Here is an 11,876-nt window from a genome sequence, read left to right as displayed (position 1 = left end):
GAAATAACATCCGTCATATGCTGTTCGACCTGACGCCCGGTAAGGACGGTGTCATCGTTCAGAACATGGAGGATGACGTCATCCGCGGCTCGACCGTCACCTTTGACGGCGATGTGACCTGGCCGCCGCCGCCGCCCAAAGTGGCTGCAATTGCCGCCCAAAAACCCAAAGAGAAGGCCAAAGAGCTTTCCCCAGAGGAACGGCGCGCCAAAGAAACCGCCGAATTCAAGGCCCAGACCAAGTCTCAGGTCATGCTTTTGGGCATCGGTACGCTGATCATGCTTTTGGTCGGTGCCGTGGCTCCGGTCAGCTTCATGAGCCATTTCGTGGTCTTCATGCTGGCCTGTTTCGTGGGCTTCCAGGTGATCTGGAACGTCTCGCATTCGCTGCATACGCCGCTGATGGCGGTAACCAATGCCGTTTCGGGGATCATCATCCTTGGCGCGATCGCCCAGATCGGCTCGGGGTCGTGGATTGTTATCCTGCTTGGCGGGATTTCGGTTCTGATCGCCAGCATCAACATCGTCGGGGGCTTCCTTGTAACCCGCCGCATGTTGGCGATGTTCCAGAAGTCGTGACGGCGGGGGAAAGTTACAGATGAACGAATTGATCCAACTTGGAGCCAAAGGCGCAAGCCATGGCATCCCCGGCATCGTGATTGCGGCCTATATTGCCGCGGCGGTGCTGTTCATTCTTTGCCTTGGCGGACTTTCGGGTCAAGAAAGCGCCAAACGGGCGGTATGGTACGGCATTGCAGGCATGGCGCTTGCAGTCATTGCCGCGATCTTTACCCCAGGCGTCGGCGCTTATTGGGTAATTGCGCTGATGCTGATCATCGGTGCGGTAATCGGTGTCATGCTGGCGCAGCGCGTGCAGATGACCGAGATGCCGCAACTGGTTGCGGCACTGCACAGCTTCGTCGGCCTTGCTGCCGTTTTTATCGGCTTCAACACCCATATCGAGCTGGCCTATATTCTTGGTCTGGCCAACAATCCTGACACAATTGCGGGTGCCTTCATGGGCACTGATCCTGCAGCTGCTGCCGCGATTGAAAGCCGTTTCTCCTCGGGGTTCGTACAGACGCTTTTGTCCAAGACCTCGGCCGAGATCTCGATCTTGATGGTTGAAACCTTCCTTGGCGTCTTTATCGGCGCGGTGACCTTTACCGGTTCGGTCATTGCCTTTGGCAAGCTGGCAGGCAAGGTGGACGGCAAGGCCAAGAAGCTGCCGGGTGGTCACGTGCTGAACGCGGGCGCGGCAATTTTGTCGCTGATCCTGCTTGTGGTCTATCTGAAGACGGGCTCGTTCTGGGCACTGGGTCTGATGACCTTGCTGGCGTTCTTTATCGGCTATCACCTGATCATGGGCATCGGTGGTGCTGACATGCCGGTCGTGGTGTCGATGCTGAACAGCTATTCGGGTTGGGCGGCTGCGGCCATCGGCTTCTCGCTTGGCAATGACCTGCTGATCGTGACCGGTGCGCTGGTCGGCTCGTCGGGTGCGATCCTGAGCTATATCATGTGCAAGGCGATGAACCGCTCGTTCATCAGCGTGATCCTGGGCGGCTTTGGTGGCACCACCGGTCCCGCGATGGAGATCGAGGGCGAACAGGTTGCCATTGATGCTGAAGGTGTCGCTGCGGCACTGAACGATGCCGATGAGGTCATCATCGTTCCGGGCTATGGCATGGCTGTGGCTCAGGCCCAGCAGTCGGTTTCCGAACTGACCCGTAAGTTGCGCGCCAAGGGCAAAAAGGTCCGCTTTGCGATCCACCCGGTTGCAGGCCGTCTTCCTGGCCATATGAACGTGCTGTTGGCCGAGGCCAAGGTGCCCTATGACATCGTTCTGGAAATGGATGAAATCAACGAAGATTTCCCCAATACGGATGTGGTCATCGTCATCGGCTCGAACGACATCGTGAACCCTGCCGCACAAGAAGATCCGAATTCGCCCATCGCGGGCATGCCGGTTCTGGAAGTGTGGAAGGCGAAACAGGTGTTCGTCTCCAAGCGCGGGCAGGGCACGGGTTACTCGGGTATCGAAAACCCGCTGTTCTATAAAGACAATACCCGCATGTTCTATGGCGATGCCAAGAAGTCGATCGACGCGCTTTTGCCGATGATCGACTGATCCGGCACCAGCCCGACAATCAAAGGCCCCGCAGTTGCGGGGCCTTTTTCATTTTCTGGGAACATGATGGTAAGGAGCAGGAAAAGGGCGAAACGGCCCTGTCTTTAGATCGCCAGATAATAGCGTGTATGGCGGCGCTCACCGCTTCGGCGCAGGGCGCCCATTTCGACCAGATCATGCAGATCTCGGGTTGTCGTGGCACGCGATGTCCCTGTGATCGCGATATAGTTTTCAGCGCTTAGGCCGCCCGTAAAGCCTGCCGGGCCTTCGCGAAACACCCGCTCTAGCACTTTGGCTTGTCGCGGGTTCAAACGGTCGCGAAAACTGTCATAGAATTTCGCCTTAGAGATAAAGAAGCCGACACGTTCAAGCGTGACCTGCTGCGCCTTAAGGACGGTCTCTGCGAACCAGATCAGCCATTCCGTGACATCAAGCCTGCGTTGGTTCACCTCCAGCTGATCGTAATAGGTCTTACGATCACGCTCGATCGTATAGGCCAGGGCGATCAGACTGGGCTGACCCAGACTTTGAGCCAAAGACTTTTCGGCAAGGGCGCGCCCAAGCCTGCCGTTGCCATCTTCGAACGGGTGGATGCTTTCGAACCACAAATGGCCAAGTCCCGCGCGGGTAAGGCCTGGAACCGGCATGTCGCCTTGCGGGACACTGCGGTTGAACCATTCAAGAAAAACCTGCATTTCCCCTGCGACCTTAAACGAAGGGGGGGCTTCGAAATGGATGGTGGGCCGTTCGGCGCGACCCGACACAATCTGCATGGCATCATCATGGCGACGATAGGCACCCACCGTTTCCAATCTGCGATCATGCGACAGCAACATGCTGTGCCATCGGAAAAGCGTCTCGTCCAAGAGCGGCGCGCCAAATCCTGAATAGACATCAGCCATCAATTCTGCGACGCCTTGTTCGCGCGGCTTTGTCGCCGCCCCCTCTGTCATCAGCCCAAACTGACGACGCAGCGAGGATTGAACGCTGGATCGGTCCAGAATTTCCCCTTCGATCGCGCTTGAGCGCATCGCTTCTTCGCTAAGAAGGTCGATGCGCAATTGATCGCACGCATCACCGCTCACATGGCGCACAGCGCCCAGGATCTCTCCTGATGACAGCAGAAAACGCTGCTCAAGCGGTTCCAGTGCGGCGCGATCATAGCGAAAATTCGGCCAGTCGCTTTGGGTCCAATTCCAGGGCATGAGTGATAGACCTTGTTTCTATAACTCAAGATATGGCCGTTTCATGATTTATGAAAGCGGTTTCTATGCCTCATCAGCCTTGGTACGACATCAAGGATGGTCCACTGGCGCTCAGAAAGAAGCCCGGAAACCGCCTAGTCAGGGCTGGAGATCCCCTCATCGCCCGTGCCATCGGCAGCCGAGAAAATCTGGTCAAAATACAGACAGATCATTTCATGGGCCAGTTTCTCGACGTTTTGAATATCACCCTCATACCAGGCATCGCGCTGATTGAGGGTCAACATCGAACTGATGCCAAGGGTGATGCAATGCGAGTTCGCCATCAGGATTTCCAGATCACTATCCGGAGCAAGGCGGCCGATTTGCATGGCCTCGCGGAATTTTTTTGCGACAAGATCACGGATGGAGTGGCGGTATTGCTCGAGCTTCGAACCCGAGGCATTTGCGGGATTAAGAAATCCATTCGCCAAAAGCCCGAACAGCGCCAGATTGTTGGCACCCCAGCCGAAATAGCCGCATCCCAAGGCCTTGAGTTGGGCCACCGGGTCCTGTGCATCGGCCTGAACGACCGCGGCGCGAATCGCGTCAGCCAATAGAACCAAGGCCTGATCGATCAAAGCCGTCCTGACGGCGATGATATCGGCGAAGTAAACCAAGGCCTCGGCCTCGGTCATATTCGATGAAAAGGCCAGCTCTCGCACGGAATGCGGAAGCTGGCCCTTGGTTTCAAGCGATCGCAATGCGGCTGCGATCAGTTCCTGATATTCATTACCTTCGCCATTCATCTCTGCCACCATGTTTATCCCGGAAAGGTTAACAGCTTTCCGGGATCAGGGAAGAGAATTGACCTAAGGTAAGGTCGCCCCTTACGCGCTTTCGCGCGATTGACGCTTACGCTCGTTCGGATCCAGATAGCGTTTGCGCAGACGGATGTTCTTGGGCGTCACTTCGACCAGCTCATCATCGTCGATATAGGCAATGGCTTCTTCCAGCGACATGCGCACAGGCGGGGTCAGGCGAACGGCCTCATCCGTGCCCGAAGCGCGCACGTTGGTCAGCTGCTTGCCCTTCAGCGGGTTGACCTCAAGATCGTTGTCGCGCGAATGCTCGCCAATGATCATGCCCTGGTAAACCTGCTCTTGCGCGCCGATGAAGAACTTGCCGCGATCTTCGAGCTTCCACAAAGCGTAAGCGACCGAGACGCCGTTTTCCATCGAGATCAGCACACCTTGGCGACGACCTTGGATCGGACCCTTATGCGGGGCCCAGCTGTGGAAGATGCGGTTCAGCACGCCGTTGCCGCGCGTATCGGTCATGAACTCGCCCTGATAGCCGATCAGCCCGCGCGAGGGGACATGAGCGACGATACGGGTTTTGCCCACGCCAGCCGGTTTCATCTCGACCAGCTCACCACGGCGAACACCGGTCAGCTTTTCAACGACGGCACCCGTGTACTCGTCATCAACGTCGATGATGGCTTCTTCGATCGGCTCAAGACGAACGCCGTTTTCTTCGCGGAAGATCACGCGCGGGCGCGAGATCGACAGCTCGAAACCTTCGCGACGCATGTTCTCGATCAGTACGCCCATCTGAAGTTCGCCACGCCCCGAGACGACGAAAGCATCGCCGCTTGGCGTGTCTTCGACCTTGATGGCGATATTGGTCTCGGCCTCTTTCATCAGACGTTCGCGAATGACGCGCGACTGAACCTTGTTGCCATCACGGCCAGCCAGCGGGCTGTCGTTGATGCCAAAGGTAACCGAGATGGTCGGCGGATCGATCGGCTTGGCCTGAATGGCCTCTTCGACTTCCAGGGCCGACAAGGTGTCAGCCACGGTCGCTTTGGACATGCCAGCAATGGTCACGATGTCACCAGCCACAGCTTCCTCGATGGGCTGCTGGGTCAGGCCGCGGAAGGCCAGAACCTTCGAGATGCGGAACTGTTCGATCTTATCGCCATTGCGCGACATCGCCTTGATCGTATCGCCAGCTTTGGCGCGACCTGCTTCGACGCGGCCCGTCAGGATGCGGCCGATGAACGGGTCCGCACCAAGCGTGGTTGCCAGCATCTGGAAGGGCTCATCCGCGCGCTCGACCTGCTTGGGGGCGGGCACGTGCTTGACGATCATTTCGAACATGGCCGAAAGGTCTTTGCGCGGCCCGTCCAGATCATTATCTGCCCAGCCGCCGATGCCCGAGGCATAAAGATGCGGGAAGTCCAGCTGTTCGTCATTGGCGCCAAGGTTGGCGAAAAGGTCAAAGACCTCGTCCAAGGCGCGGTCGGGCTCGGCCGCGGGCTTGTCCACTTTGTTCAGAACAACGATCGGGCGCAGGCCAAGGGCCAACGCCTTCGAGGTCACGAATTTAGTTTGCGGCATCGGGCCTTCGGCAGCATCAACCAAAAGGCAAACGCCATCAACCATCGACAAGATGCGCTCGACCTCACCGCCGAAATCGGCGTGGCCGGGGGTGTCGACGATGTTGATACGAGTGCCGTTCCATTCGACACTGGTCGCTTTCGCAAGGATCGTGATCCCGCGCTCGCGCTCAATGTCGTTGCTGTCCATGACACGTTCGGCCACGGCTTGGTTCTCGCGGAAGGAACCGGACTGCTTCAGAAGCTGGTCGACCATGGTTGTCTTGCCATGGTCAACGTGAGCAATGATCGCGATATTGCGAATTTCCATCAAAACTGGCCTTTCAGGATATAGCGCCCCCCTAACGCAGAAGGGCCGAAAACGCCAGTAGAAATGATGTTACTCGCTCAACGCAGGCCCAAAAGACCCAAAATGAAGAGGACAACGACGACAAGACCGACCAGATAGATGATGGAATTCATCCTGATTTCTCCGTGTTGGGGCCATAGGGCGGTGACCGAATGGCTTGTTTAATATCATAGAAACCCTGATTTTCGGGAATGGTTCCGGCCGTGTTGGCGCTCATTCACCGGTGCCGTGGCGTGCGCTGTCGCAGCGAGGCTGGCTGCGGGCGGCCAAACTTGCCTCGGGGGCCAGCGCCATCATCGCATCCGCCTGGGTCAGGAAAACCCGGCCACTGAGATCGCTTAAAAAGCTGCTGCGCTGAAGGCGATCCATCACCGGGCCTTTGACCTCGGACAGGTGCAGCCGCACGCCAGAGCTGCCCAGACGCTGGTTGATCGCCTCAAGCGCCTCGAGCCCGCTTGCGTCGATGGCGTTGATCGCGGGGCACATCAGAACGACATGGCGGATGCGGGGCTGGGCAGAAACCTCGCGATAGACGGTTTCCTCAAGAAAACGCGCATTGGGGAAATAAAGGCTTTCATCCACACGCAATGTCAGCACCTCGGGGGCGGTCACGACGTGATGGCGCAAGATATTGCGGAAATGCTCGGTTCCCGGAACCTGACCCATGATCGCGATATGGGGGCGCGAGCTGCGATAAAGATGCAGCGCCAATGACAAGATCACCCCCGCGCCAATCCCGCGCTCAACCCCCCAGAGCAGGGTCACGATGATGGTCACAGCCATCGTCGCACCATCTGCACGCGAATAGGCCCAGATCCGTGGCAAGGCGCGCAGATCGACCAGTGACAACACCGCGATGATGATGGTCGCGGCCAGTGTGGCTTGCGGGAGGTGATACAACAGCCCCGTCAGCGTCAGCGTGGCCAAAGCCATGCCAATCGCGGTCAGCGCGCCTGCGGCAGGCGTCCTTGCGCCAGAATCAAAATTCACCACCGAGCGCGCGAAACCGCCCGTGACCGGAAATCCCCCCGCGATAGCTGAGGCGAAATTGGATGCACCTAGGGCTACAAGCTCTTGGTCGTGATCAATTCTTTCTCGCCGCCTAGCAGCCAGCGTCTGGGCGATCGAGACGGTCTCGACATAGCCGATGACCGAGATCACCAGTGCGGGCAGCAACAACTGACCCCACAGCGCAGGATCGATCGGCGGCAGCGACAGCGCTGGTAAGCCTGCCGGGATATGGCCCACAACCGAGATGCCCTGGCTGGCCAGATCCCACCACCAAGAGATCAATGTGGTGCCTCCAATTGCCGCGACCGGCGCCGCGCGGATGATGATTTGGGCCAGTCGTGGCGCCAATGGCGTCGCCTTCAGCAAACGCCCCAAATCGCGCCGCACCCAAAGCAAAAAGCCCAAGGTACCAAAGCCGATCAGCACTGCGGCCAGCCGGGTTTGCGCTAGGTTATGCGAGATGGCCAAGATCAGATCGGGCAGGGTTTGGCCGCCCGCTTTGATCCCCAAAAGATGCTGAAGCTGCGATCCGGCAATCAAAATGCCGCTGGCGGTGATAAAGCCAGAGATAACGGGATGAGACAGGAAAGAGGCCAGAAAACCCAGCCTTAAAATCCCCATTGCCAGCAGCATTCCCCCCGACAAAAGCGCAAGGATGGCTGCGGCCTGTACGGGAGTGATCCCAGTTCGCAAGGCCGTGCTGCCAATGGCAGTTGCGGTCATCAGGCTGATGACGGCCACCGGGCCAACCGCCAGTGTTTTGGCCGTCCCAAACACCGTATAGGCCAGAAGCGGCAGGATCGAGGCGTATAGCCCAGTCTCTGGCGGAAGCCCCGCGAGAAGGGCATAGGCAAGCGATTGCGGGATCAGCATGATCGTGACGATCACCGCCGCCAATAGATCGGCACCAAAAAGAGCGCGCGAATAGCTGCGCCCCCAATCAAGGATAGGCAGGATCTGGCGTGGCCGGGGCAACAAATGCCGCAACCCACGCCCGTCAGGCTGGCCCGTCACCGCAAGCGCGCAGGATTACGAGGCCAGTGAGGCGATCAGCCCACGCACCCCCGAAAGGTCGTAGCCCGCATTGGCCGCAGTCTCTAGGATCTCGGCCTCGGGCAGGCGGCCGGCCTGCGTCAGCGCCCAAAGCACGGTCGAGCGGTTGCCCGAGCGGCAATAGGCGACCTTGGGGCCGGGCTCGGACAGCGCATCTGCATAGGCCGAGATCATCTGGGCGGTGATTTCACCCGGCGAGAAGGGAATATAATGATAAGCCATCCCGGCCTCGGCGGCGGCGCGGCCCATGGCCTCGCTGTCCAAATCGGGGCCGACCTCGGCATCGGGTCGGTTGTTGATCACGACGCGAAAACCTGCTGCCGCCAGATCCGAAAGATCCTCGGGAAGAATTTGCGGGGTGACCGCGAGGTCCGGGGTAAGCTGGCGCAGATCCATGATTTGGCTCCGATTGGAAAGGTCATGCAAGAACAGCCTGACGGTTCGGCCCAAATCGGTCGCGTGTCAAGATCCGAGCTTGTTGAGCGGAACCTTGAGGTAGCTGTGACCGTCATCCTCGGGCGGGGGCATGTGTCCGGCGCGCATATTGATTTGCAGCGAAGGAATGATCAGCCGAGGCGCGCCAAGGGTGGCATCACGCGTCTCGCGCAAGCGCACGAAATCATCGCGCGAGCGGCCCGCGCCGATGTGAATATTCGCGGCCCTTTCAGCGGCAACGGTGGTTTCCCACTGATATTGCGTACGTCCCGAGGGCAGATAATCATGGCCCACAAAGATCCGGGTTTCATCCGGCAGAGCCAGAATTTTCTGGATCGAGGCAAATAATGTCTCGGCCGAGCCACCGGGGAAATCGCAACGCGCCGTTCCGTAATCGGGCATGAACAAAGTATCACCGACAAAGGCGCAGCCGCCCACAACATAGGTCAGGCAGGCAGGCGTGTGACCCGGCGTGTGCAAGACCCGTCCTTGCAGGCCGCCAATCGAGAATTCATCGCCTTCGGCAAACAGCTGGTCGAACTGGCTGCCGTCGCGCTGAAACTCTGTCCCCTCGTTGAAGATTTTACCAAAGGTGTCCTGCACCACGGTAATACGCTCGCCAATGCCGATACGGCCGCCCAGACGCTGTTGCAGGAAGGGCGCGGCAGACAGGTGATCGGCATGGACATGGGTCTCAAGGATCCATTCCGTCGTCCAGCCGCGCGAGGTGATGAAATCGACAATCGCCTGAGCGCTGCGGGTGTCGGTATGGCCCGAGGCGTAATCAAAATCGAGAACGGAATCGATTACCGCCACGCGATCGCTGCCCGGATCGCGCAAGACATAGCTGACCGTATTGGTGGCCTCGTCAAAGAAGGCTTGAATTTCTGGCTGTTGCATCGCGCCGCACGTCATTTGAGCATCCCCTTGACCTTGGATCTAGGGATAGGAGAGGGGCATCTCAAGATCAACCACGCTGTCACCCTGCGTCACCCGGTCCGTTCAAGAACGCCCCAATAGGCCCGCAGACAAGCGCTTGCAGCGCTGCGAATTCCGGCCTTCATCAATCCACTGCGACCTGCGCCGTTCCCGTCTGCGCGAGCAAGGAAGCAGGCCAGGGCTGATCCAACGAGGATAGCGTCCAATCGACTGGGCCGAAATCATCGCCATCGGTATAGGCCGAAGGGGTCAAGACAATGCGCAAGCCCGCAGCGCGCGCCGAGCCAACGCCCGGACGGCTGTCCTCGAAGGCGATACAGTCGCGCGCATCCAGCCCCAGCCGCGACAGGGCCAGCAGATAGACGTCGGGGGCGGGCTTTTTGGCACCCACCTCATCGCCGGCGGCAATCGCGTCAAACAGCTGATCCGCAGGCGCACCAAGCGTTGCTTCGATCAAGGCGTCGATATTGGGGCGGCTGGTCGTGGTGGAAATAGCCTGCGCAATACCCGCCGCACGGCCCCGCGCGATGGCTTGGGCAACGCCGGGCCGCAAAGTGACGCGACCACTTGTCACCATTTCCGTGTAACGCTTTGTTTTGTCGGCATGAAGTGCACGGATCTGTGCATCCGACAGATCCGTGCCAAGGCTTTGCGCATAGCTTAGAATCCGCTCTTTACCGCCCGTCGTCATCAGCAGACGCCGATAGGTGGGCATGTCCCAGCTCCAGCCAAGGCCGGCAGTGGCAAAGGCCTCGTTAAAGGCCAGACGATGGGCTTCTTCTGTTTCGGCAAGCGTGCCGTCAACATCCCAGATAAAGGCGCGGATTTTATCGCTCATCAGTCCCTCATTTTCTCGATCAAAGCCGCCAGCTCGTCGAAGTGATCAAAGCTGGCCGTATGGGGCAGTTCGGCAACCGGGGTTTGGCGATAGCCTTGCGTAAAGATCAGGAAAGGTGCCGGAACCCGCGCCGCGCAGCTCGCATCATATTCGCTGTCACCGACATAAATCCCCTGCGGCGCCGCTGGATCGGCACCCAAACCTGCAAAAGCTGCACGAAGGGGGGCGGGGTCGGGCTTTTTCTCGGGCAGGGAATCCCCGCCGATGATGAATTGGAAATACCCTGCGATTCCAAGGTGTTCCAAGATAGCCTTGGTCGGAACCAGCGGCTTATTGGTGCAAATGCCCAAAGGATGTCCGCGCTCGGCCAAGACAGCCAGTGCGTCCTTGACGCCGGGAAAAAGGCCGGTCAGCGAGGTGGCATTGTGATAAAGCTGCATGAAGGCCGCAACCAGACGCTCGTGATCGTCGGGCGAGAGATCCGTCGCTGCAATGATCTTTTGCCACAACACATCAACGCCGCCGCCGATAAAGCTGCGGACCTGCTCAAGCGTCAGTGACGGGATGTCATTATCGGCAAGAACGAAATTCGCCGCTGCCTGAATATCAGGCGCGCTATCGATCAAAGTTCCGTCGAGGTCGAAAACGATGGGGCAGGGCGCAAGGCAGGTGTTCACGATGTTTTCCATTTAATCGAACAACCCATCGAGGGGATCTGATCCCGAGGGCCGTTCTGGGTTTCAGCAATCAAGGTCATGGCTTCGACAAGATCTCGCTTTGCATCGGGCGGGGCGGGCGCGCGCCCAGAGGCATCCAGCCTTCCCCGATACTGCAGAGTTCCGCTTGCGTTATAGCCAAAGAAATCCGGGGTACAGCTAGCGCCAAAGGCGCGGGCAACCGTTTGATCTTCATCATAAAGGTAGGGGAAAGAAAAGCCGTGATGCAAGGCCAGCTCTTTCATGTGCTCTGGGCCATCCTGCGGATATTCGGCAATATCATTGGCCGAAATCGCGACCACCCCGACGCCCATGGCCTGCAAGGCTCGCGCATCCAGAACCAGGCGCGGGATCACGGCTTTCACATAGGGGCAATGGTTGCAGATAAACATAACCAGCATCCCATTGGGACCGGCCAGATCCTGATCCGAGAAAAAGCGGCCATCCGGGTCCGGCAGATTGAAAGCGGGCAAGGGGGCGCCAAAATCACAAACAGGCGGGCTGACAGGCATCCTTGCTCCTTTCCTGCAGTCTTTCGATGAGGCTCAGCCTAGATGCTTGGCTGGTTTTCGCATCCTTGAAACCACGAATTTTAGGCGAAAGTATGACAATTCGACCCTGGGTCAGCAACTTTCGTCGTGCATTTTCCCTTGACCGCACGCAGGACTAGGACAATGGCACGCAGCAACCCGGCCGATACCCACCAAGGAGAAAGCAATGAAGTTTTTGACAGAAAGCTGGCAGTTCTGGGCCGTTTTATCAGCGATTGCCGCAGCTTCGACCGCAATTTTCGCGAAAATCGGCATTGCCAATATCGGTTCTG

11 protein-coding genes are annotated in these 11,876 nt (G+C 58.4%); 2 read left to right on the top strand and 9 right to left on the bottom strand.

Annotated elements, in window-relative coordinates:
* Window positions 1-578: proton-translocating transhydrogenase family protein (locus tag RTS12_RS16390; RefSeq protein WP_312530410.1), on the top strand; the 578-nt coding region annotated here is incomplete at its 5' end.
* Between the two features lie 19 nt (window positions 579-597).
* Complete coding sequence (locus RTS12_RS16385) at window positions 598-2,130, top strand: NAD(P)(+) transhydrogenase (Re/Si-specific) subunit beta (protein ID WP_312530409.1); 1,533 nt, start codon at window positions 598-600, stop codon at window positions 2,128-2,130.
* Window positions 2,131-2,234: 104 nt separating this feature from the next.
* On the opposite strand, the gene RTS12_RS16380 is transcribed toward RTS12_RS16385, so the two are convergent.
* From RTS12_RS16380 to RTS12_RS16340, 9 genes are all read right to left on the bottom strand, one after another.
* Window positions 2,235-3,335: a Fic family protein gene (locus RTS12_RS16380; RefSeq protein WP_312530408.1), complete on the bottom strand. Its 1,101-nt coding sequence runs from the start codon at window positions 3,333-3,335 to the stop codon at window positions 2,235-2,237.
* Between the two features lie 134 nt (window positions 3,336-3,469).
* Window positions 3,470-4,129, bottom strand: coding sequence for a hypothetical protein (locus RTS12_RS16375; RefSeq protein WP_312530407.1), 660 nt, complete (start codon window positions 4,127-4,129; stop codon window positions 3,470-3,472).
* 72 nt (window positions 4,130-4,201) lie between these two features.
* The gene (gene typA, locus RTS12_RS16370) at window positions 4,202-6,022 is read right to left on the bottom strand and encodes a translational GTPase TypA (RefSeq protein WP_312530406.1); all 1,821 of its coding nucleotides are present in this window, start codon (window positions 6,020-6,022) and stop codon (window positions 4,202-4,204) included.
* A 252-nt stretch (window positions 6,023-6,274) separates the two neighbouring features.
* Window positions 6,275-8,047 (bottom strand): sulfate permease, encoded by a 1,773-nt coding sequence (locus RTS12_RS16365; protein ID WP_312530405.1) that lies wholly within the window; start codon window positions 8,045-8,047, stop codon window positions 6,275-6,277.
* A gap of 54 nt (window positions 8,048-8,101) precedes the next feature.
* Window positions 8,102-8,521, bottom strand: coding sequence for a TIGR01244 family sulfur transferase (locus RTS12_RS16360; RefSeq protein ID WP_312530404.1), 420 nt, complete (start codon window positions 8,519-8,521; stop codon window positions 8,102-8,104).
* 66 nt (window positions 8,522-8,587) lie between these two features.
* Window positions 8,588-9,475 carry an MBL fold metallo-hydrolase gene (locus tag RTS12_RS16355; protein ID WP_409455699.1) on the bottom strand — a complete coding sequence of 296 codons (888 nt, stop codon included), beginning with the start codon at window positions 9,473-9,475 and terminating at the stop codon, window positions 8,588-8,590.
* 148 nt (window positions 9,476-9,623) lie between these two features.
* Window positions 9,624-10,337 carry an HAD-IA family hydrolase gene (locus RTS12_RS16350; protein ID WP_312530403.1) on the bottom strand — a complete coding sequence of 238 codons (714 nt, stop codon included), beginning with the start codon at window positions 10,335-10,337 and terminating at the stop codon, window positions 9,624-9,626.
* A complete protein-coding gene (gene gph, locus RTS12_RS16345; RefSeq protein ID WP_312530402.1) occupies window positions 10,337-11,014 on the bottom strand; it encodes a phosphoglycolate phosphatase in 678 nt (225 codons plus the stop codon). Before gph ends, RTS12_RS16350 begins: the two co-directional genes overlap by 1 nt.
* Window positions 11,011-11,565: a thioredoxin family protein gene (locus RTS12_RS16340; RefSeq protein ID WP_312530401.1), complete on the bottom strand. Its 555-nt coding sequence runs from the start codon at window positions 11,563-11,565 to the stop codon at window positions 11,011-11,013. The genes gph and RTS12_RS16340 overlap by 4 nt, the downstream gene beginning before the upstream one ends.
* Window positions 11,566-11,876 lie beyond the last annotated feature (311 nt).

The sequence above is a fragment of the Paracoccus sp. (in: a-proteobacteria) genome (assembly GCF_032007265.1).
Lineage (GTDB): Bacteria > Pseudomonadota > Alphaproteobacteria > Rhodobacterales > Rhodobacteraceae > Paracoccus.
Note: the sequence above shows the minus strand (reverse complement) of the source record. Positions and strands in the feature narration are given on the sequence as shown.

Bases quoted from the DNA above. Each gene is read 5' to 3' on its own strand.
- RTS12_RS16360 (WP_312530404.1), bottom strand. From the start codon at position 8,521: ATGGATCTGCGCCAGCTTACCCCGGACCTCGCGGTCACCCCGCAAATT.
- typA (WP_312530406.1), bottom strand. From the start codon at position 6,022: ATGGAAATTCGCAATATCGCGATCATTGCTCACGTTGACCATGGCAAG.
- RTS12_RS16385 (WP_312530409.1), top strand. From the start codon at position 598: ATGAACGAATTGATCCAACTTGGAGCCAAAGGCGCAAGCCATGGCATC.
- RTS12_RS16380 (WP_312530408.1), bottom strand. From the start codon at position 3,335: ATGCCCTGGAATTGGACCCAAAGCGACTGGCCGAATTTTCGCTATGAT.
- RTS12_RS16355 (WP_409455699.1), bottom strand. From the start codon at position 9,475: ATGACGTGCGGCGCGATGCAACAGCCAGAAATTCAAGCCTTCTTTGAC.
- RTS12_RS16350 (WP_312530403.1), bottom strand. From the start codon at position 10,337: ATGAGCGATAAAATCCGCGCCTTTATCTGGGATGTTGACGGCACGCTT.
- RTS12_RS16340 (WP_312530401.1), bottom strand. From the start codon at position 11,565: ATGCCTGTCAGCCCGCCTGTTTGTGATTTTGGCGCCCCCTTGCCCGCT.